Source organism: Paenibacillus sp. AN1007 (assembly GCF_040702995.1).
GTDB lineage: Bacteria > Bacillota > Bacilli > Paenibacillales > Paenibacillaceae > Paenibacillus.
Map to the genome: position 1 here is coordinate 4,213,002 of NZ_CP159992.1, position 25,573 is coordinate 4,238,574.

The 25,573-nt window shown below is 49.0% G+C and carries 26 protein-coding genes; 4 read left to right on the top strand and 22 right to left on the bottom strand.

Annotation, left to right across the window (positions count from 1 at the left end):
* Positions 1–171 precede the first annotated feature (171 nt).
* The 4 genes from ABXS70_RS19000 to cobD are packed head-to-tail and all read right to left on the bottom strand — an operon-like array spanning position 172 to position 3,873.
* Positions 172–885, bottom strand: a complete 714-nt coding sequence (locus ABXS70_RS19000; protein ID WP_342554762.1) for a histidine phosphatase family protein — start codon at positions 883–885, stop codon at positions 172–174.
* Positions 879–1,856 (bottom strand): adenosylcobinamide-phosphate synthase CbiB, encoded by a 978-nt coding sequence (cbiB, locus tag ABXS70_RS19005; protein WP_342556271.1) that lies wholly within the window; start codon positions 1,854–1,856, stop codon positions 879–881. Before cbiB ends, ABXS70_RS19000 begins: the two co-directional genes overlap by 7 nt.
* A gap of 44 nt (positions 1,857–1,900) precedes the next feature.
* Entirely contained in the window at positions 1,901–2,686 is a 786-nt protein-coding gene (locus ABXS70_RS19010; protein ID WP_366290021.1) for an adenosylcobinamide amidohydrolase, read from the bottom strand.
* Positions 2,683–3,873 carry a threonine-phosphate decarboxylase CobD gene (cobD, locus tag ABXS70_RS19015; protein WP_342554760.1) on the bottom strand — a complete coding sequence of 397 codons (1,191 nt, stop codon included), beginning with the start codon at positions 3,871–3,873 and terminating at the stop codon, positions 2,683–2,685. The genes ABXS70_RS19010 and cobD overlap by 4 nt, the downstream gene beginning before the upstream one ends.
* A 262-nt stretch (positions 3,874–4,135) precedes the next feature.
* Between cobD and ABXS70_RS19020 the strand changes: the two genes are divergently transcribed.
* Together ABXS70_RS19020 and ABXS70_RS19025 are read left to right on the top strand one after the other, a co-directional pair.
* Positions 4,136–5,140, top strand: a complete 1,005-nt coding sequence (locus tag ABXS70_RS19020) for a lipoate--protein ligase (protein ID WP_342554759.1) — start codon at positions 4,136–4,138, stop codon at positions 5,138–5,140.
* 422 nt (positions 5,141–5,562) lie between these two features.
* Positions 5,563–6,366 carry a Cof-type HAD-IIB family hydrolase gene (locus ABXS70_RS19025; protein ID WP_342554758.1) on the top strand — a complete coding sequence of 268 codons (804 nt, stop codon included), beginning with the start codon at positions 5,563–5,565 and terminating at the stop codon, positions 6,364–6,366.
* A gap of 72 nt (positions 6,367–6,438) precedes the next feature.
* On the opposite strand, the gene ABXS70_RS19030 is transcribed toward ABXS70_RS19025, so the two are convergent.
* Together ABXS70_RS19030 and ABXS70_RS19035 are read right to left on the bottom strand one after the other, a co-directional pair.
* Positions 6,439–6,621, bottom strand: coding sequence for a hypothetical protein (locus ABXS70_RS19030; protein ID WP_342554757.1), 183 nt, complete (start codon positions 6,619–6,621; stop codon positions 6,439–6,441).
* 66 nt (positions 6,622–6,687) lie between these two features.
* Positions 6,688–7,611 (bottom strand): EamA family transporter, encoded by a 924-nt coding sequence (locus tag ABXS70_RS19035; RefSeq protein WP_342554756.1) that lies wholly within the window; start codon positions 7,609–7,611, stop codon positions 6,688–6,690.
* 135 nt (positions 7,612–7,746) lie between these two features.
* Here ABXS70_RS19035 and ABXS70_RS19040 point away from each other — a divergent pair, with 135 nt between their 5' ends.
* Positions 7,747–9,153, top strand: a complete 1,407-nt coding sequence (locus ABXS70_RS19040; RefSeq protein WP_366296691.1) for a PLP-dependent aminotransferase family protein — start codon at positions 7,747–7,749, stop codon at positions 9,151–9,153.
* Between the two features lie 447 nt (positions 9,154–9,600).
* On the opposite strand, the gene ABXS70_RS19045 is transcribed toward ABXS70_RS19040, so the two are convergent.
* From ABXS70_RS19045 to cysT, 11 genes are all read right to left on the bottom strand, one after another.
* Entirely contained in the window at positions 9,601–10,227 is a 627-nt protein-coding gene (locus ABXS70_RS19045) for an ABC-2 transporter permease (protein ID WP_342554755.1), read from the bottom strand.
* On the bottom strand, positions 10,220–11,086 hold the full coding sequence (locus ABXS70_RS19050; RefSeq protein WP_342554754.1) for an ABC transporter ATP-binding protein: 867 nt from the start codon (positions 11,084–11,086) through the stop codon (positions 10,220–10,222). The genes ABXS70_RS19045 and ABXS70_RS19050 overlap by 8 nt, the downstream gene beginning before the upstream one ends.
* 4 nt (positions 11,087–11,090) lie before the next feature.
* Positions 11,091–11,465: a GntR family transcriptional regulator gene (locus ABXS70_RS19055; protein WP_342554753.1), complete on the bottom strand. Its 375-nt coding sequence runs from the start codon at positions 11,463–11,465 to the stop codon at positions 11,091–11,093.
* A 171-nt stretch (positions 11,466–11,636) separates the two neighbouring features.
* Positions 11,637–12,218: an ATP-dependent Clp endopeptidase proteolytic subunit ClpP gene (clpP, locus tag ABXS70_RS19060; RefSeq protein WP_342554752.1), complete on the bottom strand. Its 582-nt coding sequence runs from the start codon at positions 12,216–12,218 to the stop codon at positions 11,637–11,639.
* 19 nt (positions 12,219–12,237) lie between these two features.
* On the bottom strand, positions 12,238–13,299 hold the full coding sequence (locus ABXS70_RS19065) for an RNA polymerase sigma factor (protein WP_366290029.1): 1,062 nt from the start codon (positions 13,297–13,299) through the stop codon (positions 12,238–12,240).
* A gap of 198 nt (positions 13,300–13,497) precedes the next feature.
* Entirely contained in the window at positions 13,498–14,292 is a 795-nt protein-coding gene (locus ABXS70_RS19070) for an MBL fold metallo-hydrolase (RefSeq protein ID WP_366290032.1), read from the bottom strand.
* Positions 14,293–14,482: 190 nt separating this feature from the next.
* Positions 14,483–14,929 (bottom strand): hypothetical protein, encoded by a 447-nt coding sequence (locus ABXS70_RS19075; protein WP_342554749.1) that lies wholly within the window; start codon positions 14,927–14,929, stop codon positions 14,483–14,485.
* A gap of 191 nt (positions 14,930–15,120) precedes the next feature.
* Positions 15,121–16,185, bottom strand: coding sequence for a sulfate ABC transporter substrate-binding protein (locus ABXS70_RS19080; RefSeq protein ID WP_342554748.1), 1,065 nt, complete (start codon positions 16,183–16,185; stop codon positions 15,121–15,123).
* Between the two features lie 47 nt (positions 16,186–16,232).
* Entirely contained in the window at positions 16,233–17,297 is a 1,065-nt protein-coding gene (gene cysA, locus ABXS70_RS19085) for a sulfate ABC transporter ATP-binding protein (protein ID WP_342554747.1), read from the bottom strand.
* Between the two features lies 1 nt (position 17,298).
* Positions 17,299–18,096, bottom strand: a complete 798-nt coding sequence (locus ABXS70_RS19090) for a sulfate ABC transporter permease subunit (RefSeq protein WP_342554746.1) — start codon at positions 18,094–18,096, stop codon at positions 17,299–17,301.
* Positions 18,093–18,908 (bottom strand): sulfate ABC transporter permease subunit CysT, encoded by an 816-nt coding sequence (gene cysT / locus ABXS70_RS19095; RefSeq protein ID WP_342554745.1) that lies wholly within the window; start codon positions 18,906–18,908, stop codon positions 18,093–18,095. Before cysT ends, ABXS70_RS19090 begins: the two co-directional genes overlap by 4 nt.
* 411 nt (positions 18,909–19,319) lie before the next feature.
* Between cysT and ABXS70_RS19100 the strand changes: the two genes are divergently transcribed.
* On the top strand, positions 19,320–19,721 hold the full coding sequence (locus tag ABXS70_RS19100) for a secondary thiamine-phosphate synthase enzyme YjbQ (RefSeq protein ID WP_366290038.1): 402 nt from the start codon (positions 19,320–19,322) through the stop codon (positions 19,719–19,721).
* A gap of 190 nt (positions 19,722–19,911) precedes the next feature.
* Here ABXS70_RS19100 and ABXS70_RS19105 read toward each other — a convergent pair whose 3' ends face one another.
* The 5 genes from ABXS70_RS19105 to tkt form a co-directional block, all read right to left on the bottom strand.
* Entirely contained in the window at positions 19,912–20,514 is a 603-nt protein-coding gene (locus ABXS70_RS19105) for a TetR/AcrR family transcriptional regulator (RefSeq protein ID WP_342554743.1), read from the bottom strand.
* A 5-nt stretch (positions 20,515–20,519) separates the two neighbouring features.
* Positions 20,520–21,152: a YigZ family protein gene (locus ABXS70_RS19110; RefSeq protein ID WP_342556269.1), complete on the bottom strand. Its 633-nt coding sequence runs from the start codon at positions 21,150–21,152 to the stop codon at positions 20,520–20,522.
* Between the two features lie 225 nt (positions 21,153–21,377).
* Positions 21,378–22,733 carry a glucose-6-phosphate isomerase gene (locus ABXS70_RS19115; RefSeq protein ID WP_090918059.1) on the bottom strand — a complete coding sequence of 452 codons (1,356 nt, stop codon included), beginning with the start codon at positions 22,731–22,733 and terminating at the stop codon, positions 21,378–21,380.
* Positions 22,734–22,916: 183 nt separating this feature from the next.
* Positions 22,917–23,234 carry a pyrimidine/purine nucleoside phosphorylase gene (locus ABXS70_RS19120; protein ID WP_342554742.1) on the bottom strand — a complete coding sequence of 106 codons (318 nt, stop codon included), beginning with the start codon at positions 23,232–23,234 and terminating at the stop codon, positions 22,917–22,919.
* A 173-nt stretch (positions 23,235–23,407) separates the two neighbouring features.
* Positions 23,408–25,450 carry a transketolase gene (tkt, locus tag ABXS70_RS19125; protein WP_366290043.1) on the bottom strand — a complete coding sequence of 681 codons (2,043 nt, stop codon included), beginning with the start codon at positions 25,448–25,450 and terminating at the stop codon, positions 23,408–23,410.
* Between the last annotated feature and the right edge of the window lie 123 nt (positions 25,451–25,573).

The window sequence follows — 25,573 nt, forward strand, 5'->3', positions numbered from 1 at the left end:
CATCTGCTTCACACGCGGGACCCTTGGTCGTTAATGATGGTTAATCCATGTGACCGATAGATGCAGTTAGCTCCGCACGAATCACATCAGCTCAGGCCTTGCAGCCTATCACACCAATATGCTCGTACCGAGTCACACTTCTGTTGTGATTATAGGGTATATTGCACCGCCTTACAAGCCGATAGACGGAAAATTCACACGGCTGCCAAGCCAGCGGTTCCCCTGCTTTTCAATGTATACCTGAATCGCCTGTCCCGGGATCACATGTGTATCCCAGAATCCAACACCTTCAATAAGACGGGACAGCATGTAACGGATGACTCCGCCATGTGTCACAATCAATGTTCTATGTGAAGTCCGGCCTGACCAGATATGTTCATGCAGAAAAGAATCTATTCGTCCCGCGAATGACGGCCATGCTTCCCCTTCAGGCGGCGCAACCTCCTGCGGTTGATCGATCCAGCGCCGGTAGAGCGGATTATGCTGCAGCTGCTCGTAGGTCAAACCTTCCCATTGTCCAAAATCATTCTCGCGCAGGCGCGCATCCAACTTTGCCTGTGCAGCAGCCTGAGGCGCGGTGTACGCCAAGGTCTGACGACAGCGAAGAAGGTCACTGCAGTATACGGCGTCCCATGTAAGATTGCGGCACTGCCGGCTTAGCAGAGCCAGCTCTTCTTGAGCACCCGGCAGCAGACCAATGTCGGTATGCCCCAGGTATCTTTTTTCCACATTCCACTGGGTTGTTCCATGACGGATCAGTACAATGCTCCGCTTTGACGAAGACTGTTTTGATCCAAACTGTTCTAACTCACCGTGCTGCGATCCATTCTGTTCTGATTCACTAGAGTCTGGATCACTTTGCTCCTGCCCTTCTTTAATTACCACAATAGCGCACCTCCTATTAACCACACACCCATGGTTGCTAAGAAACAAAGGCCCACAAAAGCGCCAGCTGACCAAAACATTAGCCTTGTCGTTCGTACAATATCTTCGGCCTCCATCGGCCGCGCAGCCTCGCCCATATAAGCACGAAACGAGGCAATACCGTGATACACGTTATGTCCGCCCAGCCGAATGCCAAGTGCTCCGGCCACTGCCGATTCGGGAAAACCGCTATTGGGACTGGGATGCAGCCTCGCATCACGGGCAACCATGCGTGCTGCACCTCGGGCATCCAGCCTGAGCACCCGTGCGCCTACAATTAACAGTGCGGCGGTTACGCGCGCAGGAATCCAGTTTGCCCAATCATCCAGACGGGCAGAGGCCCAGCCAAGATGCAGATATTTTTCGTTTTTATAACCAACCATGGAGTCCAGCGTATTGACAGCCCGGTAAGCCATAGCCAGCGGAGCGCCGCCAATGAGCGCATAGAACAGAGGGGACACGATGGCATCAACAATATTTTCCGCGACCGTCTCCACCGTTCCCCGGACCACCTCGGGCTCGTCCAGATGTGCGGTATCACGTCCAACAATCATGCTCAGGGAACGCCGTGCGGCAGGCCAATCCTGCTGTTTCAGATGACGATATACTTCCATTCCTGCGTCTCTTAAACCTTTGGAAGCAATCGTGGTGGCGATCAGAACGATTTCGGCTGCAGCCGCTAAAAGGGGATGAATCTTACCAAGCAGCAGCAAAAGACCCCAGGTGACGGCAAAAGAACCACCTGCAATCAAGATCGGGAACAAGATTCCGGCTTTTTTCAGACCTGCATCTGTGTTCACACGTAATCGAATTACACGCTCCAGAGCCGAGATGGCTTTCCCCATACCGATAACCGGATGCGGAATCCAGCGCGGGTCTCCAATGCATCGGTCTAGTATATACGCCAGAATGATAACCCAAGCCCCCCCCATGCCAATCCAGAACGAGGAAGCCCATAGATGTTCCAATTCCAATGTCATTGCCGTCCTACCCTCTCTTTCCACTGCAGTCCAGCCTGAAGACTTTCGGTCACTGTGTCATACACCAGTCTGCCGATGACCGCCCCCAAAGCCGTTGCTGTACCCGCGTAAGTGTGAAGCGGCTGGATATCGTCCCCGTTCTGACGAACAGCAAGCACAATGGCATCCGTTGTTGTACCTGTGGCAGGCAGTCCGTTCTCCGAATCGGCAATGCCTGCATCCGCAAGCGCTCGAGCTTTGGCCTCCACTGCCGTCTGAACCGCATTGACCATTGCTCCCGAAGTCATCCGGCCGTTGAACCAGAGCATGATATTAATTGTGCCAGGGATATATGGAGCTCTGTTTTGGGTTTGCCCATGGATATCAAAAACAGTTCTCTCCGAACCTGCACGTGCAGCATTCGATACTCCGGCAGTTGTACAGCACAGCAGCCCGAATTCCGAACTTGTAAATTCCTGAATGGAGGTATGCTCCAGCCTAACAGCTGTTAATAATCCGGCACATTGATCGGCCTGTTCCTGCCATTCACGCAGCGCCTGAGCGATATCACGGGGTGGATCATCACAGCGGTAGTGTTTGTCCACATAAATGTTAAAGACGCGATTCAATTCAAGCATCCCGCCGCCATATACTGCGCTGGACAGTGCAGAAGCAGAATGCGGAATCTGTGCTTTGATATGCCGTTCATGCGCAGAGATGTGCAGCCCAGGCCAGGAAGAGGATACATAGACGTTCTCGCCTATTTTTCCATGTGTAAAATAGTTATAAAACGGGAGTGTCATGACCGCTTTCCTCCCTTTCCTTTTTCGGAATGCTGCTTATGGCTCTGCTGACCTGCCTGATCAGAAGATGCCAGACACGCGTCCTGATCCTTGCTCCGCTCAAGCACACTTCCCAACACGTCAAGCAGTCTGTCATTGGCCTGGGCACCTTTGACCGCGAAGCGTACATGTCCTGCACCAAGCCCCGGATACATGGCACAGCTGCGAATCAAAATGCCTCGCTTCCCCAATGCTTCCTGGATGGAAGCCGCCGTCCATGGTTCTGGCACACGCGCCAGAATAAAATTTGCCTCACCCGGCGTTACGCTGCACCCATACATCTCCAGCGATGTAATTAATCGTGCCCGTTCACGCGTAATATGCGATATCGTTTCCTGTTCAAAACGTTCGCCGCTGCGCAGGCAGGCTTCTCCTGCAATTAATGCCAGTCCATTCACACTCCAAGTCACCTGTTTCTCCGTCATCGCCTGTATGTATGCTGCACTCCCCAAGGCATATCCGAGTCGCAGTCCGGGAATAGCGTAGAACTTGGTCATGGAGCGGATAATAATCACATTCGGGTATTTATCCAGATGCGGAGCAAGAGACTGCCGCCGGGAAACTGGAATAAAATCAATAAAGGCTTCGTCAATAACGAGTACCGTATCCTTCTCTTCAGCTTTGCGGGCAAGTCTGTGAAGCACTTCCACCGGATACTGCACACCGTTTGGATTGTTCGGCTGTCCAAGGAAAAGCAGGTCTACCTTCTCCATCAACTGTTCGATATCTTCGGTTCTCGCCTGCCAATTCAATTCTTCCCGGCCTGCTGCATGGATGACCTCCGCACCGAATTGCCGCGCCAAAGTGCTGTACTCCGAAAAGCCCGGTTCCACCGTTCCTACTCTGCGTGGAGCAAGTGCCAGCAGAATCAGAGCCATGCTTTCGGCAGCTCCATTGGCTACGGAAATCTGCTTCTTCGTTACCCCCAAACGCTCACTCAACAGTGCTTTGAATGCCCGATGGCCCGGATCAGGATAACGAAGCACGGAGTGCAGACCTTGCTGCAGTGCTTCGAGCACCTCTCTAGGCGGTCCTAGCGGGTTAATATTGGCGCTGTAATCGAGGAAATCTGCCGCACTGCCTCCAAATCGCGAAGCAGCCGTCTCCACATCTCCGCCATGTCCGAATACTTCGATATAACCGGTCATTCTTCCGTCATCCTCTCTGTCTGTTCTTTTTATTATGGATGGCACATGAGGGACGGGTCAATGCTGTATTACTTTTCAATATCATATACCTGGAAAGGGAGGCTTCAAAATAAAGGGCATCACGTGTTTTCTTTGTGTCCCAACGACAATTCGTTTACAATAGAAGAGGAATTTCAGGAACTTCGGTTTTCTGATTCATGGATACAAGCATCACTACATAAGGGGCTTCGCGCCTCTCACATACATTAATGGAGGAATGACCATGCTGTTTGTAGACAACCAGGGCATTACAGATCCTTCTGTAAACCTCGCGATTGAGGAATACATTCTGAAGCATCTGCCGATGGAGGATGACAGCTACCTGCTGTTTTACATCAACCGTCCGTCCATCATCATTGGCAAGCACCAAAATACGATTGAAGAAATTAATATCGAATACGTTCAGGATAACGGTGTGCAGGTGGTACGCCGTCTTTCCGGGGGCGGCGCAGTGTATCACGATCTGGGCAACCTGAACTTCAGTTTCATCACTGCGGATGACGGTCAATCCTTCCATAACTTCCGCAAGTTCACCCAGCCTGTGGTTGAAGCGCTGCACGAACTTGGCGTCAATGCCGAGTTGACCGGACGCAATGATCTGCAAGTCGGCGAAAAGAAAATTTCGGGCAACGCCCAATTTGCTACCCGCGGACGCATGTTCAGTCACGGCACGCTGATGTTTGATCTGAATCTGGAGCATGTTCAGGCATCCTTGAACGTCAATCCCGAGAAATTCAAATCCAAGAGCACCAAGTCGGTACGCAGCCGGGTTGCCAACATTCGTGATCTGATTGACACCAATCTGACGATTGAAGAGTTCCGTGATGAGCTGCTGCGTCATATTTTCCGCATGGAGCCGCAGGACGTTCCTCAGTACAAGCTGACCGAGAAGGACTGGGACAAAATCAAGGAAATCTCGGCCGAGCGTTATAACAACTGGGACTGGAACTACGGTCTGTCACCAGAAAGCAATGTGAAGCACACCCGCAAATTCCCGGTCGGCATCATTGATCTGCGCATGAACATCAAGGATGGACGCATCGAAGATATTAAAATTTTCGGCGATTTCTTCGGTGTTGGTGATGTGGCAGATATCGAGGACATGCTGCGCGGCAAGCGTTACGATGAGACTGAAGTGCGTTCAGCACTGGAAGGTCTGAATGTGAAGCATTACTTTGGCAACCTGGAGCTGGAAGACTTTATCGGCCTTGTTTTCCTGGAAGAATAACAAAGAAAATATGACATTTAGATGGGTATAGATGGTTTGAACGAATTTTCGATTACACATTTAACGGAAAAGGCAGAACTATTCGTTTACACAATAACGGAGAAGACAGAAAAAAACCGGAGAAGCAAAGCGTTCGCCTGAAAGCTTTCTGCAAGAAAGCTGCATCGGAAGCATACGCTTATCACCGGATTTTCCCCTTTAACAAAAGGGAATCAAAAAATCGGGGGATAACAGCGATCGGAAGGTTATTCTGTCTTCGGAGTGACCGCGTAAATCACCGGTGGTTCAACTTTTAAGTTCTAATAAAAATCCGGTGATGATTAGAGCGATCATAAGATGAATCTACATTTGGAGTGACTCGTGTAATCTATTTATTTCGTTCAATGATATAGAAGCAGATAAAAAAAGGAGAGAAACATCACATGACTTACAAACTCATTGCCATCGACATCGATGACACTCTGATTAACGACAACAAGGAAGTTACACCGGCTACACAAACAGCTCTGGAACAAGCGGTAGCCCATGGAGTTGTTGTTACCCTTGCTACAGGACGCGCTTATGCCTCCGCGCAGGCACTTGCACGTCAAACCAAGCTGAACGTACCGATCATTACGTATCAGGGCGCTTTGGTGAAAAACCTGCTTGATGAAAAAGTGCTTTATGAGCGCTATGTACCGCAGGAGGCTTCCCGCAAACTGTTTGACTACTGTCTGGAGAAAAATCTGCACCTGCAAACGTACATCGACGACAAGCTGTATGCTCGTGAAGAAAACCAGAAACTGCTTGACTATGCCAAGCTGAACGGCACGCAATATTACATCGAGTCTGACTTCATCAAAGTCATCGAACAACCAACACCTAAACTGCTGATCATCGACGAGCCGGACTATCTGGATCAAGTGGCTGTAGAGCTTCGTGAGCTGCTTGGACCAGAAGTGCACATTACCAAATCCAAGCCGTACTTCCTCGAAATTATGCATAAGGAAGGTACGAAAGGCCACGCCCTGACGTTCCTGGCTGAGCATTTCGGTCACGAGCTTAGCGAGTGCATTGCCATCGGTGACTCCTGGAACGATCATGAGATGCTGGAAGTGGCGGGTCTTGGTGTAGCGATGGGTAACGCCATCCCTGCGCTGAAAGATCTGGCAGACTACATTACGGCGAGCAACAACGAAGACGGCGTCAAAGAGGTTATCGAGAAATTTGTACTGAACGCAGAGTAAACAATACGCTGTGAATCAAAAAAACAGCCCGGATACCACGATCAATTGTGGTTCCGGGTTTTGTTTGTAGTTTTATTTTTTATTTTTGGCCAGCAATACTGCGGTTAAAAAAGAAATCTGTAACGACACAGTAATAGCAACCGAAACCATAATATTCGTTGAATCGGATATATGAACGAAAAATAAAACAAGAATGAATACCAGGATAGAAAGAATCACACTGGCTAAGAAATTCAGGAAAACTTTTTTCATCATTTCACACGACTCCTCAAAGTAACAACTCTTACTATCATACTATAGAGGAGATTCTCCCGGTATATTCTAGGAGCCTTGCACAATCACCTTCGTACGTTTCCCTTTCTTCAACCAGCTGCTCACCTTATCATTCATAGCCAGCAGGCCAGAGATCACCAGCACTACACCAACCCAGGTAATCCAGCTGACATGCTCTCCGTAAACAACTGCCCCAAGCCCAACCGCGATCGGTGGAGAGATGTACAGCCACGTTGCCGGGAACAATGGATTTGTGCGCGACATGATCCAGTAGAACAGACTGTGCCCGACCATCGAACCGATTACGGTCAGATATATCACAGATGATACCGCAGGCAGTACATCGAGTGCCGACATGTTCCACGACTCCGTCAACGCTGACAGGATAAATAACAACACGCCGCCATACATCATCTGCACCGCATTAATCGCAACAGGACTCATCGAACTGAATTGATGAATGACTTTTTTGGAATAAAGCGTACCTGCCGAATAACATACTTCCCCTATCAACACAGCGATGCATCCCCACAAAAATAAAGACCCTGCTCCCAGCGATACGCCTGGCAAAACAACAAGCACAACGCCTGTAAAACCAATCAGGCAGCCAACAAGCATGCGAGCCGATGTTTTCTGCCGCAGTAGCGCTGTCTGCATGAGCATAATCATCAGCGGGCCTGTAGCCGATAGGATGGCACCCACGCCAGAGCTGACATGCTGTTCAGCCCAATATAACGTGGCAAACGTGCCGAAGGTCAGACCTGCTCCGGTAATCAGCATTTCTTTGCGCCACAACAAGGACATTTTCACATGCCCCTTCATCCTCATCCATGTAAACATCAATGCTCCTGCTATCACAAACCGCAGTCCCGCTGAGAGGAAAGGCGGCATGCCTGCCTCAACTCCAACCTTAATCGCCAGAAACGTTGTCCCGAAAACAAGACACATTACGGTAAATGCAATCCCCACCATGTTAACCACTCCTTTATCTGTTCTCCATCATAGCTCATGGTCTATAGAACAGAATGAACAAAACAGAACAGTTCCTCCGCTTTAGCTGTTACAATGGAGTTCAAAAGGAGCGTGAATCGGGTGGGCAAAACGTTAATGATGACAGATAACAGCATGAAACGGTACGAGCAGGTCATCCATTATCTCATTGTGCGGATCGAGGCAGGTGAATGGGCTGAAGAGGAAAAACTGCCTTCGGTGCGAAGCCTGTCCGAACTGCTCGGCGTACATCGGCTTACAGTATTCAAAGCGTATCAAGAGTTAAAGCAGCGCGGCATTGTTTATGTCAAAGATAAATCCGGTTATTATGTCAGTCCTGCCAAACCAATAGCGGATGCAGATCAGGCCGATGACCCGTCCGTATCTGCCTGGCTTCATTGGGATACGCTGGATCGCGTCCAATCGCTGGAAGCTGAGTATCAGTTCTCCAAATCCTTGATCGACCCTTCCCTGCTGCCCAACCGATATTGGGGGGAGCTGATGCGTGACTTGCTGGATCAGTATCCTCGCCTGCTGGGCACCTATTCGACGATCCAAGGTGATCTGGAGCTGCGCAGCAGTCTCGCAGATCACCTGACGACGAAGGAACGTTTCTATCTCTCGGCTGATGAGGTGCTGATTACTTCCGGTGCGCAGCAGGCGATTGATGTCATCGCTCGTGCACTGGTCAAGCCTGGGGATCGGGTGTTGATTGAGCGGCCGACTTATGGCCCTGCCATGGAAATTTTTCGTAAACAAGGGGCAAAGCTTGTCTTTACCGATATCCACCCGGAGGGTTACGATCTGGAGCAGATTGAGCATCTGATGAAAACGGAGAAACCTCGCCTCTTTTATATGACACCGACGTTTCAAAATCCAACGGGACTCAGCATTTCTGTGGAGCAGCGCAAACTGCTGCCGGAAATGGCTGAACAATATGGCTGTTATCTGGTGGAGGATGACAGCACCTATGATATTTATTTTAAAGAGAAACCTCCCGCACCCATTTTCACTTACGATACTTCCGGGCATACGTTGTACATCCGCAGCTACAGCAAATACGTAGTTCCCGGGTTGCGAATCGCAGCCATTATGTGCCGTCCACACCTCATGGCAGGGCTGCAGGCGATCAAGGCTTTGACCGACAACGGATCACCGCTGCTGAATCAGAAGCTGTTTCTTCGTTACTTTCAATCGGAACGCATGCAGCAGCATCTGTCCAAATTACGAACTGCGATTCAGCTTCGAATGGAAGTGATGGAGCAGTGTCTGCTGGAAACGAACTGGACTTGGACACGTCCCGAAGGTGGTTTGAACATCTGGGCCGAGCTGCCAGAAGGGATTGATACAGGCAGACTGCTGCACCAAAGCATGGAGAAGTCCGTTGCTTTCGTGCCAGGAACCGTATTTGATCCTTCCCACGATTCGGGGAGCCGCAAAATCCGTCTCTCCTTCTCCTATGCGCGGGAACAGCAGATTCGGGAAGGCATGCACAGATTAATCACAATAGCGGAGAAAAAGTAAAAACGAATAGGCAGCAGCTCCGAGCGCTGATAAAGGCGCGGAGTGCTGGCAATGCCGCGGAGTTCTGATAAAGGCGCAGAGCACTGCCAGAGGCTCGAACAAGATTTCGGGAACCGCAGGCTCGGAAAGCGAAGCAGTACCATTTCCCTGATTGCTGGCTGCTGGACCTAATGGTTTGGAGCGCTAACGATCACCAGAAACCTTATTCAGGCGTTTTTCTCCATCTGAGAAGTCTAACGATTCTCAGTGACGCTATTTTAACCAAACAGTGCGATTTACGCTCATTTTTTGTCCAAAATGCTGAAATAGCGTCTCCTGGAATCGTTACATTTTCAAATCGCTTGAAATGCATCAAATAGAGTCTTCTGGAATCGTTAGCGGTTAAAAACCCGCAGGAACATCAAGTCCACGAGTTCATGAGTCCATGCATCCATGAATCCGATCTGCCTATAGATCCTTTCTCTCGAACAGGCGGATCGTAACCATATACGATAAGAAAAACATTCCTATAACAGCAGTGGAAATCCCTATAATGACCGGTGCTGTAATCAGCCCTTCTTTACCAACCACCTTGAAAATAAATGCAGCAGGCTGAGCCAGAATAACCAGACAGACCAAAAAAATAATATTGATGATCATTGCCCCTTTTTTGCTAAGTGCATAGAAAAGCGGCATGTAAACGGACACCAGCACAAGTACTATACCCATCGAAATGAGGATGTCCAATGGGGAATGATTGGGTTTGTTCAGTTCAGGATAATTCAAATTAATCAGCTTGTGAATTCCGTAGGAAACAAGAACTCCGCACAGGGCAGTGAGAATGGAAGACAGAAATTTGGCCTGCACGATCTGTTTGCGGCTGACCGGAAGCGTGACTAGAAAGTTATGGTTGTGGTTGGTGATGTCAATCATCGTAATAAGCACAGTTGAACCAAAAGCCGTATATATCCCAACGATATACATGGACCATTCCATCTGCGGGATAAAAGCCCAACTGAAAACAACAATATACACAGCAAGAATCCACAAAGCACCTCTCAGCGCGATAAAGTCTTTGCGAAGCAGATTAAGCATGCTTACTTCCCCCTTTTACTGTAAAATAAATGAGGTCTTCCAAAGCGGGTCTATGCAAAAGAGCCTCGTTACCAAACAAGCGCTGTGCTTCTGCTTTGTTATCCGACAATGCCTCAAAGCCAATCGATGTTTCACGAATGCCAACGAATTGACGCCGGGTATCGGCATCCAGCAGCTCCAGATCTCCTTTGACAATAGTGTAGCGTTCCAGCACATCGTCTTTGGTTTCATTGAAAATGAGCCTGCCCCGGTTGACAAACGCGATATAGTCCGAGATACGCTCTAGATCTGTCGTAATGTGTGTCGAGAAAATGATTGATTTGGTCTCGTCCTGAATGATGCCAGCCAGCAGATCAAGCAGCTCCCTCCGAAAAACCGGATCAAGCCCGGATGTCGGTTCATCCATGACAAGCAGATCAGCATTATGTGACAAAGCTGCCGCAAGCGAAAATTTGATCTTCATTCCTTTGGATAAATCCCTAATTTTCTTTTTCGGGGACAATTCGAACTGCTCCAAATAACTCTTGAACAAGGCATGATCCCAGCGGCTGTAAAATGGAGCAACCAGACGTGCCATCTCCCGAATCGTCAGATGCTCATAATAGAAGCATTCATCGGACACAATACCGAGCCGCTGTTTGACAAACGCATCACTGCTGACTCTATCACTCCCCAGGGTCCGTAAAGTTCCCTGATCGGGATGAATGAGTCCCGTAATCATTTTAATCAACGTGCTCTTTCCAGCCCCGTTCGGACCGATAAGTCCTGTGATATATCCCTGCTTCACATCCATCGATATATTATCCACCTTGAATAAAGGGTAGGCTTTTGAAACATTACGCAATTCTATAGCATTCATCTGTTTATTCCTCCTCCAGTAACAAAGTAAGATGATGGATCAAATCCTGCGATTTAATGCCCAGTTCCCTGCTCTCCTGAATGACTTCAAGCATCTTGGCTTCCAATTGTTTCATTCGCCTCTCCCGGATAAATTCCTGATTTGCTCCGGATACGAAGCTTCCCTTGCCAACAACGGAATCAATCAGCTGCTCTTTCTCCAGCTCTTCGTATACACGTTTCGTTGTAATAACGCTGACTTGCAAATCCTTCGCAAGCTGACGGATCGAAGGCAGACTATCTCCTGCTGCAAGTTTTCCGTTCAAAATATGCTGACGGATCTGGGATAAAATCTGGATATAGATGGGGTCGCTTGATGCATTGGATATCCGTATATTCACGTTCATTCACCTCACTGCCGCTGTATGATATAATCAACCAGGCATAGTGTATATATATAATATATACACTATGCCTGGTTGAAGTCAACGCTCTTATTTAACATTTTTACCCGACCTCACAAAAAAAGAGATGACAGTCTCCTGTCATCCCTGAAAACCGGCTGCGTATCCTCACGCACCTGTAATAACCTTATCCACCAGACCATATTCTACTGCTTCAGCCGCAGTGAGGAAGTAATCCCGGTCGGAGTCTTTTTCAATTCGCTCAAGCGGCTGACCTGTGTGGTCTGCAAGCAGCTGATTCAAGCGCTGACGGTGCTGTATAATGCGATTGGCATGAATGAGCATGTCTGATGCCTGACCACGTGTGCCGCCATGCGGCTGATGAATCATAATTTCACTGTTTGGCAGTGCCATTCGTTTCCCCTTGGTACCTCCTACCAGCAGTATGGTGCCGAAACTTGCCGCCATGCCTGTACAGATCGTCGAAACATCCGGCCGCACAAACTGCATCGTATCATAGATCGAGAACCCCGCCGTTACGGATCCCCCGGGACTATTAATGTACATTTGAATATCCTTATCCGGGTCCTCTGCGCTCAAAAACAACAATTGGGCTACGATCGCATTGGCCATCTGATCCTCAATCTCGCCCGACACCATAATGATCCGGTCTTTCAGCAAGCGTGAATAAATATCATAACTCCGCTCACCACGAGCGGTCTGTTCTACCACATAAGGTACTACGTTCATCTATGTCGCCTCCTTGTTATCAGGCAGCCATGTGTACCGAATATCCTTCTCTGTACGACATCCACTTCTTACGAGAAGAAGCATATCCGTATGTCACCGGCTGCACGGATGGAGACGGCAAAGTGTGCTGCAGGATCGTACCCGCTACAGCCATCGGATCATCGGTCCGATTCAGGCACAGGTCAATAAGGCCAGCGGTATCCCCGCGGCGGAAAGCCATCAGATAGCTGCGAAGCTGCTCTTGTTCCAGATGAACAAGCCCTTCGATCGCACTCTTTTCTAACGATGCATCCTTTCCCTCCTGCTCCAGCTCATGCCTCACCTTGCTTATGCCAGTACGGGCACGATTTAATGCTGCTTTTACAGCACCTTCCGTTGTGCCGAGCATCCCTGCAGTCTCTGCCGCCGTATAACCCATCATTTCACGTAATATATATATCACCCGCTGCCATGCGGGCAGTGCGCTGACCAGAAGCTGCACCGCAGACTCCAGCTCTTCAAACGACTCTTCCTCCGCATACCGAGATACGACAGGTTTCAGTCCGTCGAGCAGGGAGCGCAGCTTCTCCTGCTTGCGAATACTGTCAATCCACGTATTGCGTGCCGTACGAATCAGGTATGCCTCCCAGTTGAACTCTCCCGTTCTTCCCGAAGCCTGAACCGCGGCAGACGATAACACCTTGAGACAGGTTTCCTGAACCAGGTCCTCTGTCTCCGTCACCGATTTGGTTAGTGATAAGCCGTACGCATACAGCGAATCCATCAGGTCAGGCAGTATTTGATGCAGGGTCGTGAGCGCCGAGTCTGACAAACTTACCGCCGCAGCATTTCCTTTAACCTCAATATCCTGCGTTTGATCAGCTGCACGGGTTAGAGTCGCTCGATATACTTTATTGCCTTGAAACGTTTCTGCAGTTTTACTTGCTGCGTTCGCTTCATGGCCTCCAGCCGATCTATTTTCGCATGCCGAGCTGTCTCTGCTGCACTCATTTACTTCATCTACTGTATACTCGCTATGCGTGCTGCTCCATTCAAAAAGCATTCTGTTGACTTGATGATCTGCGGACTTCACAAAGGCCATCTTGGGGGCCCCCCTTTGCTGGTTCCTAATTGATGCTATATAAGTTAAACGAACGATTTTACACAGCCCACTCCGATGACAGAATACCCTGAAGAGCAGCTGCTATCCCCTGATTTGTTCAACTTATATAATTTTTAGATGTTCATTATGTAAACGAAGAACCTCCTCTAAAGGATACGCTCTTCTTATAAATTTTTTCTAACGCAGCTTCACCGTCATACCTGCACGTGCTGTTGTAATGCTTTGATCCAGTCCATAGTCCTTCCTTACATCTACATCATGTGACATATGTGTAAAAAAGGTGCGCCCCGGCTGCAGCTCTCGCAAAAGCTCCTGAGCCTCCTGCATATCATACACCGAACGCGTCGAGAACTCCGCCAATTCATGCACAAAGCTCGTGCCCAGTACTAACATATCCAATCCATAGAGCAGCTGCTTCTCATCTTCTTTCAAATCGATAGCATCCGAACAGTATGCCCACGCATACCCCTCACGATCCAGTCGATAAGCATACGAAAATCCGTTATGTCCATGACACACTTTCCAAGAGCGAATCTTCCATCCGCCGAGTTCAATTCCGTTATCCGTTTCGTGAAAATCCATATGACGAACGAGCCAAGGAAACTGTCCCTGAATCGTGACGATCACCTCACGCGGTGCATACAGCTTCCCCTTCACTCCTAACCAGCGGCACGCATCCGCCCACTCCGGCAGACCACCGATATGATCAAAATGCGCATGCGTAATCAGCAGCGTATGCACCATCCTCATTCCCAGATCTTCCATCTGAGAACGCCAGTCTGGTCCGCAGTCGATCATAAATACCTCATCATCTTGCCGATCTCGAACGCCACTCCCCCCGTGAATCAGGACAGATGAACGTTTCCGTCGATTATCACCCGTCAGCCTGGCCTCCGTACATATCTCGCAATCGCAATACACACGTGGAACGCCCATCGAATCTCCTGTGCCCAAAAATGTGAGCTGATTCATTCCGCATTCCCCTCCCGATCCCTGAAGCCGATTCAGCTCAGTCCAAATATTCTATGTAAATTTTAATCTCCTACCTCCGTTTTTGCAAAAAAAAGACTCCCCCGTCCCGGCTCATCACCGCCTTTCGGGAAAGTCTCTCGTCTGACCTGAACACCTCCAGGTCAGATATGATCTTGCCTGATGCACCCGCTCACACCAGCGCGCGCAGCTTCAAAGTCAGTTCCCGTCCTGCAGGAACTTCTTTGGAATCCGTAATAACCCAGTTCCAAGCCAGACGCTTCTCCAGCACCTCTGCCTGTGCTGCAGTCAGCTGCAAACCGGTGACGATACCTTCACCCACCGTAAAATCCTTCTCTGCTTGCAGATTAAATGCTTTCTCCAGCCAAATGCCGAGTCCGCCGCGGGTATTAAATGTGATTCGATACCCGTTCCGCAGCGCCCCTTCCAGATCTTCACCATGCTCATCCGCATAGGAGAAAAATGTATCATACCGATAGTGCTCTTCTGATACGGCATCAAATGCTGCCGCGTCTTTAGCTTGAATGGCCTTTAGAATATCCGCTTCCGGCATGCCCTTGCCCCGAGCCTGCTCCAGTCGAATTGCGGTACTTTGGGATAATTTGATCTCTGTACTCATTCCTGTCACGCCTTTCTCCAATTACGATTATGCCATGATGTGCATTAAGTATACTTCCTATTATACCCTTTTCGCAGTAAAAAACCTCCATCTCGCCATACCGCAAAATGAAGGCTCATATTCCTATATTAGCTGAGCTAATATCCCTTACACAGAACACCCCGATGACAGATTAACCTGGAGAGCAGCGGTTACAGCCCCGCCAGCACCTGATACCAGACTCCCCGTTTGGAGTAGAGTGTCTTACGCACCTCATCCCATCCGCCCAGATAGTTGATATCGAACAGACCTGCTGGTGTCGGAAAGGCATCTTTGGTCTCAGCGAACACATCGGGATCGACAGAACGAAAGCCGTGCTTAGCAAAAATGCGCTGCGCTTCGGGTGTTCGCAGATAAGCGATAAACGCTTCTGCCAGCTCCCGATTCCCATGTTTGTCCGCGTATTTGTCTACCACCACTGCGGGATTTTCGATCAGAATCGTATTTTTCGGCACCACAATGTCATAATCTACCCCTTTTGCAATCCGGGCAAGCAGTTCATTTTCATACGTTACGATGACGTCACCTACACCATACTCAAATGCAGCCATGGAAGAACGGCCGCTCTTATCGAGAGATTCGACGTTCTGGTGTACCTGTTCCAGAAATGCCTTGGCTGCGGCAGGGTCTTTCCTGCCCTCTTTCTCCTCCGACAGCTTCAATCCCGCACCGTAGATGGCATTAATATCCCACTGTGCGCCGCCGGATGTTTTCGGGTTAGGATATAATACCTTAACACCCGGTCTGGTTAAGTCCTCGAAATCCTTGATGCCCTTCGGATTGTCCGCTCTTGTACCCAAAACAACAATTGAACGGGTAATCATGCCCGCATTCGGGGTCTGTTTCCAATCCACAGTGACCAGCTTGGCCTTCACCAGCTTATCAATATCACTTTCCATCGCAAGCAGAGCTACATCCGCTTCAAACCCGCCAACAATCGCTCTGGCCTGTGTTCCTGAAGCCTCATAAGACTCTTGGAAGTTAATCGTCTGCCCCGTCTTTGCCTCCCACTCCTTCTGGAACCTCGGCAGCAGTTCACCTACCGCATCTTTGGCCACACTATACGCACCAATGACCAGTGTTTGGGAAGAATCGCCGGTCGTAACCGAGGCCGGGTCCGCCTGCTTGCTGCTGCATCCGGCAGTCACACAGACGAGCACAAGCATCAGGATCATGTATAAAGGGATCGTTTTCTTTTTAATTTTGCTCGTCTGCATGGCTGCTCCTTCTTTCGTTTCTGCTTTTTCCTTATATAGAATAGGCTCTAGATCATGACCGGCATCGGATCTTCCTTCAGCCGATTCTCCACAACCCAGCTCTCTGAATCGTTAAACAGATAAGCCCGGTGCACAAGCACACGAATCGTTTGACCAATTTCCAGCGTCGTCTTCTCCAGAGAACGATAGGTAATGAGCTTGTGGCCCTCCACCTCTACTTCAACCATCCATTCACTGCCGCGGAAATGAAGATGCTTCACGATCCCTTTTTCCGTAGCAGAGAGCATGGTAAATTCGTTTTTCAATCCGATCTCGATGTACTCCGGTCTGATCAGCGCACGTGTACTGCCACCCTGCACCGCATGTTCAAAGCCTTTCAGCTGAGAAGCATCCTCCACCACCGTAGACTCACCAATAAAGGTCGCTACAAATGGAGTCTGTGGATTTTTGTATATATCCCAAGGGGTTCCCTTCTGCTCTAGGCGACCTTGGCTGATAATCATAATCTCGTCTGCTACTTCAATCGCTTCATCCTGATCATGCGTAACAAAGATGGACGTAATGCCTACACGTTCGATCAGCTCACGCAGCCATGAACGCAGTTCCTGACGAATCTTCGCGTCAATGGCGGCAAATGGTTCATCCAGCAGCAGCAGCTGCGGCTCAGGCGCAAGCGCTCTGGCAAAGGCTACACGCTGGCGCTGGCCGCCTGATAGTTGGTGCGGATAACGCTGTTCAAAACCTTTCAGCCCGGTCAGTTCAACCAGTTCCATCACGCGGTCACGAATCTGGGCTTTGGGTGTTTTTTTTACCTTGAGACCAAACGCAATATTATCAAATACGCTCATATGTTTGAACAGCGCATAGTTTTGAAACACAAACCCGATGCCCCGCTCCTGCGGTGGCAGATGATTTACGACCTTTCCGTGGAAACGGATTTCGCCCGAGCCCGGGCTTTCCAATCCTGCGAGCATACGCAGAATCGACGTTTTCCCGCCCCCACTGGGTCCAAGCAGACCGATCAGATGACCTTTGGCAATATCGAATGAGACATCTTTTACCGCATGAAAATCACCGAAATGTTTGTTCAGATCACGGACTTCTACATGCATCTCAATGCACTTCCTTTCGCTTCTTGGCCCATTCCATCAGGAGCAGCAGTCCCACGGAGAAGGTTACCAGCACCAATGCCACACCGTTCGCTGCCGACACATTGAAGTTTTCTACGTCTTGATATACCAGTGTTGTTGCCGTCTGCGTTTTATTCATAATGTTACCCGATACAACCAATACGGCTCCGAATTCTCCCAGTGAGCGCGCGACCGTCAGTACCAGACCATAGACCACCGCCCAGCGGATGGAAGGCCACGTTACACTCCAGAACGTTCTCCAGCCATAGGCTCCGAGTGTAGAAGCCGCCTCTTCCTGCTGCGAACCCAGCTCCTGCAGGACAGGCATGACCTCCCTCACCATCAGCGGGAATGTAACGAATAACGTGGCAATGACCATGCCCGGGAAAGCATAGACCACATTAAATCCGATACCTTCAAAAAAACCTCCCATGATGCTGTTTGGTCCGAGCAGCAGTACGATCATCAAACCACCAATAACCGGCGATACCGCATAAGGCAGGTCCACAATGCTGTTCAGCAGTCCCTTCACCCGGTCACTCAGCCAGCCCGCACGAACCAGATAGATCGCCATCATGATGCCAAACAGCGTATTCAGAAGCGTAACCGCCAGAACGACCAGCCCTGTCATCATTAGGGCGTGCAGCGCCTCAGGACGCATAATGCCTTCCACAAAGCCTCCTGCGCCGTCCTCAAATGCTCCAATCAGAATACGACCGAGCGGAATAATGAGCAGCAGCGTAAACACTACAAACGTCAGTCCGATTAACCATTTCCTCATCGTTTTCTCCCCCGCATCTGTACCAGATTAATCAGCCAGAGGATCAGGAAGGAGAGTGTCAGCAGCAGTACGGATACCGCCGCCGCCCCGGTCGGGTTATCACTTTCAATCTCACCGTAGATAAAGACAGAAGCGGTCAGCGTTCTGCCCGGAATATTGCCTGCAACAAGTACCACAGCTCCGAATTCAGCAAGTGCCCTGGAAAATGCGAGCATCCCGCCGCTGATCATTCCTGGAGCCATAGAAGGCAGAATAACCTGCATGAAGGTACGAGCTCTGGAAGCTCCCATCGTGTACGATGCTTCTTCTTCGGAAGGATCAATTTCCTCAAGCAGAGGCTGGACGGCCCGAATGACAAAAGGAAACGTGACAAAGGTCATCGCGATGATAATGGCAGGCTGATGAAATACAATCTCGAAGCCCATCGATGCAGCCAGTTTCCCGACAGCACTCACGGGACCAAGCAGCAGCATAATCATCAGACCGCCAACGGCTGTTGGCAGTGCAAAAGGAAGATCAACCAGACTGTTGAGAAATGATCTGCCAAAGAAGCGATATCTCGTTAACACCCAAGCAATCATCGTACCCAGAATTACATTAATGAGCGCCGCCACTACAGCTAGACGGACCGTTAACAGTACTGCCTTCCATGCGATCGGGTCCATGATACTCTCGGCGAAATTGCTCCATCCTTCGGAGAAGGAATTGACGTACACCCCAATAATCGGAAGCACAATAAGTACGATAAAATATAACAATACGGTACTGCGAAATCCCCAAGTCCATCCTTTATGACGAAGAACGGTGTTCATTGCTGTGTTCCCTCCCAGCCTCCGGCTTCGGCTCCGGTCGGCAGTCTACCTGACATCATACGACATTTTCCTAAGTTGGATAAGTTTACTTTATTATTATTCCCATTAGTCTACTTGGTTTTTTTGCTTATCTGATACTTTACCAGTTTACAGTGCTGATCGTCAATGCTTTTATTCGAACTATTTTATGTGCTGATCAAAAAGCCAGATGCATATCAGCAGGCGTATTCGCTGCATTCGATTCATCGAAAATCGGTTCAATCCAGTTAAACATTTGTCTGTCCTCTTCTTTCATTTGACCTGTTTATGCATGCCTGTAATTCACCCGGATTTGTTTCGTTTAATGAAGTTAAGTTACAATCTATAGAGTTAAAGCCGGGAAGCTATTACAACGCCAAGGAGTGAGTAAAGATGTTATTTAAACAAAGCCTGTCCACCTCAGCCAGAGACGAAATGAAAGAAATTACACGGGATGTCAAACAAGTTGTGCTGAGCAGCGGCGTGCAAAACGGTACCGTGCTCATCTACTGTCCCCATACGACAGCCGGAATTGCCATTAATGAAAATGCAGACCCTGATGTAAAACATGATGTATTGTTACGCCTGGACGAGGTCTACCCTTGGGAGCATCCTGAGTATCGTCATGCCGAAGGCAATACAGCTTCTCATCTCAAGTCGATTACCAGCGGCCCCTCACAGACTGTCATCATTCATGAAGGCAGACTGCTGCTGGGACGATGGCAGGGTATTTATTTCTGCGAGTTCGATGGACCGCGTGAACGGGAGTATTTTATCAAGATTATGCAGGGTTAGATGGGATTTAGATAAAACTTCCAAAAAAATGAAAACACAAACAGGCGATCCACCCTGTAACGGGGTTTGGAATCGCCTGTCTTCGTCTTCTGCGTGTAAAGTGAATAACTTTCGCAAGATAACGTTATAAAGAATTAATGTTATGACAAATCACCGCCCTGAAGTGTAGGGGCGCAAGCGAAAGCGGCAGTTACTGCACGCCAGGCTGCTGGCCCAAGTTACGGCACAACACTTTAACATGAGACAGCGCAGAGGATTCGATCTCCGCGAACGTTAAACGGTCTTGAATATAATACGATATGAATCCGTGCATAGCCAGAAACAAAGTGCGCGGCACATGCTGTATATCCTCTTCGGCACAGCCTTCTTCTTTCATGTACTGGCGGATAATTGACGCAAACAGTTCGAAACACCTTCCCTGCTCGGTACGGCAATAGGACAACAATTCCTCGTCCCGAATCATAAACATAATCTCATATTGATACGGGTTCTCCAGACCAAACCGAATAAACTCCATCAAAATATGCTCGACCTTGCTCACGCCGCCTGCAACCGGCCTGACCATAGCCTGCAGCAGCAGATGCCCCAAGTGGTTGAAGTCCTCTACCACAATTGCATAGAACAGCTCTGCTTTTTCCTTGAAATGATAATACAGCGACCCATGACTATAGCCCAGATGCTGGCCGATGCTTCGCATCGATATGGCACGGTATCCTTTGGTAATAAAAAGATGCCTCGCCGCCTCCAGTATCCGCTCCCTCGACAACTCCTGTTCGACTGCTCTTCTAGCCATATATTTTATTCCCCTTCAATAAAATAAAGCCGCTGTCCCTCCGTGATCCGGGATTGCCCTTGCGTCAAATCCGTGATCCAGGCAATAAATGCCTCGGTTTCACTATCCGGCGGAAGACAAGTTAACGTAACCTTATCGGTGAAAGCCGTTTCACCTGTACGCACTTCCCGGCTTCTTAACTCGTTTTCCACTTTCCCAAGCCATGTATAATCCAGCTCTACAAATACTTCACGATGCAGCAGCTTGGTAATGGCTTCTCCTGCTTCAATGGCTGCCACAGCTCCATCCGTATATGCACGGATAAGTCCGCCTGCCCCAAGCATGATTCCCCCAAAGTAACGTGTGACTACAATCGCTACATTCTTTAATTGCTGATTCTTGATCACTTCAAGAATGGGTTTACCCGCGGTACCGCTTGGTTCCCCGTCATCCGACTGCTTCTGAATCTCATCCCGCTCGCCAATCATATACGCAGAGCAGTTATGTGTCGCATTCCAATGTTTTTTCTTGATATCATCAATAAAAGCAATCGCTTCCTGCTCGGTTGTGACCGGCATAATATGACCGATAAAGCGTGACTTTTTGATCACGATCTCCAGCTGTCCCGATCCCCGAACCGTACGGTAACGTTCCATCATGTTTAATCCAACTTTCTGTACATCTTCTGACGCCAACCTTCGTTGTTTCCTTATTTTCCTGAAGCTCAACTATCCGTAAATCATCCATTTTACAAGAAAGCAGTTCCCCGCGTGAAGCGGATGAACTGCCCTGGTTAATGACATCCGGGAAACGAAATCCTGCACAGCAACGATTCCCGGATGGACTTAACAATCTTTATTTAACTATATGAGCAGAGCGTTGAATTATTCGGAAAGTCTCGCTTCAAGCGCTGCTTTCTCTTCTTCAAAGCCTGGTTTGCCCAGCAGTGCAAACATGTTTTTCTTGTATGCTTCCACGCCCGGCTGGTCAAATGGATTCACACCCAGCAGATATCCGCTGATGCCGCATGCTTTTTCAAAGAAGTATACCAGATATCCGAACGAATATGGAGTCATATCTGGAATGTTCACAATCAGATTTGGAACTTGGCCATCGGTATGTGCGAGGAGCGTTCCTTGGAATGCTTTTTTGTTAACAAAATCCATCGTTTTGCCTTCCAGGAAGTTCAGGCCATCCAGATCGTCTGCATCTGCTTCAATGGAGATATGCTCCGATACTTCAGCAACTTGAATAACGGTTTCGAAGATGTTCCGGCTGCCTTCCTGAATGAATTGACCCATAGAGTGCAGGTCTGTGGAGAAATCCACGGATGCAGGATAGATACCTTTGTAATCTTTACCTTCACTTTCACCAAAGAGCTGTTTCCACCACTCGGATACAAAGTGCAGGGACGGCTCGTAGTTTACAAGGATTTCTGTGCCTTTGCCTTTGCGATAAAGTGCGTTACGAACCGCAGCGTATTGATAAGCTTCGTTCTCAGCAACATTCGGGTTGCTGTACTCTTTGGAAGCGTCAGCCGCGCCCTGCATCATCTCTTCGATGTTAATGCCTGCTGTTGCGATTGGCAGCAAACCTACAGCTGTAAGTACGGAATAACGTCCGCCAACATCATCCGGAATGATGAACGATTCATAACCTTCTTCATTCGCCAGTTTTTTGAGTGCTCCGCGCTCTTTGTCTGTTGTTGCATAGATGCGTTTGCGAGCTTCCTCTTTACCGTATTTTTTCTCCAGAGCTGCACGGAAAATACGGAATGCAATAGCCGGTTCCGTTGTTGTACCGGATTTGGAGATGACATTTACGGAGAAGTCTTTTCCTTCTACCAGATCAAGCAAATGTGTTACGTACGTGGAGCTGATGTTGTTACCTGCAAAATAGATCTCAGGTGTTTTGCGTTTGTCTTTTGGCAAATTGTTGTAGAAGGAGTGTGTCAGCATTTCGATTGCGGCGCGTGCACCCAGGTAAGATCCGCCGATACCAATAACGATCAGCACTTCGGAATCGCTTTGGATTTTGGCAGCCGCTTTTTGAATGCGGGCAAATTCTTCTTTATCGTACGCTGTTGGCAGGTCGATCCATCCCAGATAGTCGGAACCTGTTCCTGTACCGTTGTGAAGCTGCTCGTGAGCCAAACGGATTGGTTCAGCGAAATAATCTACTTCGTGCTGATTCACAAATTGCAATGCTGTGCTATAGTCAAATGTCACTTTTTTTGCCATGATCTCAAAAACCTCCTGATATCGGTATAATATTTCCGGTTTCGATACTAAACAACTTAGCCTAAGGATACTTCAAATCCACCGGGCTGACAAGCTCGCAGCACGAACTTCGTCGTTAACAGTCAAGAAGCAAAAAGGGCAAACCGAATCCGCAGGGCCGCGGTTCAGGTTCCCCTTCTTGTGTTATTCCGCCGGGTACGAGCAGACGTAGTCGGTAACGCTGCGTATCTCCAGTTTGAATTTGGATTCGGCAGGCACGTGGAATGTCGCTTGGCCTTGAATCTCCTGCCACTCTTCTTTACCAGGAAGCAGTACTCTCAGGTCTCCAGATAGAATCTCCATGATTTCACGGGAGTCCGTACCGAATTCATAACTCCCTGGAAGCATGATGCCCAGCGTCACTTTGCTGCCATCTCCCAAAATAACTGTTCTGCTGGTTACCTGACCATCATAATAAATGTTGGCCTCTTTCACTACACTGACTTGATCAAATTGTGACATGCGTACCCGCTCCCCTGAAGTTAATGAAAACAATAGGCAATACAGCTTAGGGCGACATGCTGCCCTAATACTGCGGAAATAACAACTGTCATGAGCCTGAACCGCCGTAAGCCGTTCCGCCCATGACAGCATCTGTAAAGCTATACCTTATATGAACTCTTGAAGCACAGCTTTTACAGCAGTGCTTTTACGCGGCTAACTACGTTATCCACAGTAAAGCCATACTCCTGGATTACACGGTCGCCAGGCGCGGAAGCACCAAATGTGCTGATTCCGAGAATGTCGCCTTGATCTCCAACATATTTTTCCCAGCCCATCGGGTGAGCCATTTCGATCGCAAGACGAGCTTTAACATCCGGAAGAAGAACGGACTCTTTGTAAGCTTTGTCTTGTTTCTCGAACAGATCCCAGCTTGGCATGCTGATAACGCGAACTTGAATGCCCTGCTCAGCAAGTGCTGCTTGAGCTTTAACAGCCAGCTGCACTTCAGAACCTGTAGCAATGATTTGTGCTGCCGGTTTGCCGTCTTTGGCATCGGACACCACGTAAGCACCACGTTTTACGTTCTCACGCGCACCTTCTACCGTCCCTTCAAGGATCGGCAAGTTTTGACGAGTCAGCACTAAGGCAACCGGGTTGCTCTTGTTCTCAAGCGCGTAAGCCCAAGCTGCTGAAGTCTCGTTACCGTCAGCCGGACGAATTACCGTCAGATTCGGGATGATGCGCAGGGATGCCAATTGCTCGATTGGTTCGTGCGTAGGTCCATCTTCACCAACAGCGATACTGTCGTGAGTCAGGACATACGTCACTGGCAGGCTCATCAGGGCAGCCAGACGAACAGCTGGGCGCAGGTAGTCGGTAAATACGAAGAACGTACCGCCGAATACTTTCACACCGCTGTGCAGCGCCATACCGTTCATCGCTCCAGCCATACCAAACTCACGGATACCGAAGTAGATGTTACGTCCGGCGTAGTCTTCTGGAGAGAAGTTGGTCAGGTTGTTCAAGTGAGTCATTGTGGAGCTTTCCAGGTCAGCTGAACCACCTGTCAAATGAGGCACGTTGTGCGCCAGACCGTTCAATGCGTTACCGGATGCTACACGCGTAGACAACGCTTTGTCCGCTGCTGCATATTTAGGCAGATCACGATCCCAGCCCTCTGGAAGGTCGCCGTTAATTGCTGTTTCGAACTGAGCAGCCAGTTCAGGGTATGCTTTTTTGTACTCAGCAAACTGCTCGTCCCAAGCTTTGTTTGCAGCGATACCTTTTTCTTTTACTTGAGCAAAGTGATCGCGTACTTCAGCCGGTACGTGGAAGTTTTCTTCGTATACCCATTTATAATATTCTTTGGTCAGTTTAGCTTCTTCTGCACCTAGTGGAGATCCGTGAGTACCGCCGTGGCCGCCTTTACCTTGTTTGTTCGGGCTGCCGTAACCAATAACGGTTTTCACTTCGATCAATGTAGGACGCGATGTGTCCGCTTGACCTTCTTTGATTGCTTTTTCAATTGCAGGCAGATCGTTACCGTCTTCAACGCGCAGCACCTGCCAGCCATATGCGTCAAAGCGTTTTGCAATGCTTTCGGAAGAAGACAGATCCAGTTTGCCATCCAGCGTAATGTCGTTGGAATCAAACAGCATGATCAGTTTGCCAAGGCCCAGACGTCCAGCCAGGGAAGCAGATTCATGGGATACGCCTTCCATCAGGTCTCCATCACCGCAGATTGCATATGTGTAGTGATCAACAACGTTGAATTGATCTTTGTTGTAAGTTGCGCCCAGCTGAGCTTCAGCCATCGCCATACCAACTGCCATTGCAATACCTTGCCCCAGTGGTCCGGTAGTTGCATCAACACCAGCTGTATGTCCGAATTCCGGGTGACCCGGAGTTTTGCTTCCCCATTGACGGAATTGCTTCAATTCTTCCATCGGAAGATCGTAGCCGCTCAGGTGCAGCAAGCTGTACAGAAGCATGGAGCCATGTCCTGCGGACAGCACAAAGCGGTCCCGGTTAATCCAAGTCGGGTGGTCCGGGTTATGAGTCATCGTTTTTGCAAAAAGCTGGTACCCCATTGGAGCAGAGCCCATCGGCATACCCGGGTGTCCGGAGTTTGCCTTCTCAATTGCATCAATCGCCAAAGTACGTACGGTTGTAATCGACAGGTTGTCGATTGTAGTGTTCTCGTCCTTTTGAATCGCTTCGTTCTTGTCAGTCATGGTTTGTCCTCCTCATGTCTTTAGATAAGTCGGGTGCGCAAGCGAGTCCCTCTCATCATACAAGCAAACCGCATAAACAATAAGTGAATCCGCTTGAATGTTTCATTTTGACTTATTCACTTT

Bases quoted from the DNA above. Each gene is read 5' to 3' on its own strand.
- ABXS70_RS19100 (WP_366290038.1), top strand. From the start codon at position 19,320: ATGTTATTTAAACAAAGCCTGTCCACCTCAGCCAGAGACGAAATGAAA.
- ABXS70_RS19035 (WP_342554756.1), bottom strand. From the start codon at position 7,611: ATGGTGGGGATTGCATTTACCGTAATGTGTCTTGTTTTCGGGACAACG.
- ABXS70_RS19010 (WP_366290021.1), bottom strand. From the start codon at position 2,686: ATGACACTCCCGTTTTATAACTATTTTACACATGGAAAAATAGGCGAG.
- ABXS70_RS19115 (WP_090918059.1), bottom strand. From the start codon at position 22,733: ATGGCAAAAAAAGTGACATTTGACTATAGCACAGCATTGCAATTTGTG.
- ABXS70_RS19025 (WP_342554758.1), top strand. From the start codon at position 5,563: ATGACTTACAAACTCATTGCCATCGACATCGATGACACTCTGATTAAC.
- ABXS70_RS19040 (WP_366296691.1), top strand. From the start codon at position 7,747: ATGATGACAGATAACAGCATGAAACGGTACGAGCAGGTCATCCATTAT.
- ABXS70_RS19070 (WP_366290032.1), bottom strand. From the start codon at position 14,292: ATGAATCAGCTCACATTTTTGGGCACAGGAGATTCGATGGGCGTTCCA.
- ABXS70_RS19080 (WP_342554748.1), bottom strand. From the start codon at position 16,185: ATGCAGACGAGCAAAATTAAAAAGAAAACGATCCCTTTATACATGATC.
- ABXS70_RS19050 (WP_342554754.1), bottom strand. From the start codon at position 11,086: ATGAATGCTATAGAATTGCGTAATGTTTCAAAAGCCTACCCTTTATTC.
- cobD (WP_342554760.1), bottom strand. From the start codon at position 3,873: ATGACCGGTTATATCGAAGTATTCGGACATGGCGGAGATGTGGAGACG.
- ABXS70_RS19090 (WP_342554746.1), bottom strand. From the start codon at position 18,096: ATGAGGAAATGGTTAATCGGACTGACGTTTGTAGTGTTTACGCTGCTG.
- cysT (WP_342554745.1), bottom strand. From the start codon at position 18,908: ATGAACACCGTTCTTCGTCATAAAGGATGGACTTGGGGATTTCGCAGT.
- ABXS70_RS19045 (WP_342554755.1), bottom strand. From the start codon at position 10,227: ATGCTTAATCTGCTTCGCAAAGACTTTATCGCGCTGAGAGGTGCTTTG.
- ABXS70_RS19105 (WP_342554743.1), bottom strand. From the start codon at position 20,514: ATGGCTAGAAGAGCAGTCGAACAGGAGTTGTCGAGGGAGCGGATACTG.
- tkt (WP_366290043.1), bottom strand. From the start codon at position 25,450: ATGACTGACAAGAACGAAGCGATTCAAAAGGACGAGAACACTACAATC.
- cysA (WP_342554747.1), bottom strand. From the start codon at position 17,297: ATGCATGTAGAAGTCCGTGATCTGAACAAACATTTCGGTGATTTTCAT.
- ABXS70_RS19075 (WP_342554749.1), bottom strand. From the start codon at position 14,929: ATGAGTACAGAGATCAAATTATCCCAAAGTACCGCAATTCGACTGGAG.
- ABXS70_RS19020 (WP_342554759.1), top strand. From the start codon at position 4,136: ATGCTGTTTGTAGACAACCAGGGCATTACAGATCCTTCTGTAAACCTC.
- ABXS70_RS19030 (WP_342554757.1), bottom strand. From the start codon at position 6,621: ATGATGAAAAAAGTTTTCCTGAATTTCTTAGCCAGTGTGATTCTTTCT.
- ABXS70_RS19110 (WP_342556269.1), bottom strand. From the start codon at position 21,152: ATGATGGAACGTTACCGTACGGTTCGGGGATCGGGACAGCTGGAGATC.
- clpP (WP_342554752.1), bottom strand. From the start codon at position 12,218: ATGAACGTAGTACCTTATGTGGTAGAACAGACCGCTCGTGGTGAGCGG.
- cbiB (WP_342556271.1), bottom strand. From the start codon at position 1,856: ATGGGGGGGGCTTGGGTTATCATTCTGGCGTATATACTAGACCGATGC.
- ABXS70_RS19065 (WP_366290029.1), bottom strand. From the start codon at position 13,299: ATGGCCTTTGTGAAGTCCGCAGATCATCAAGTCAACAGAATGCTTTTT.
- ABXS70_RS19120 (WP_342554742.1), bottom strand. From the start codon at position 23,234: ATGTCACAATTTGATCAAGTCAGTGTAGTGAAAGAGGCCAACATTTAT.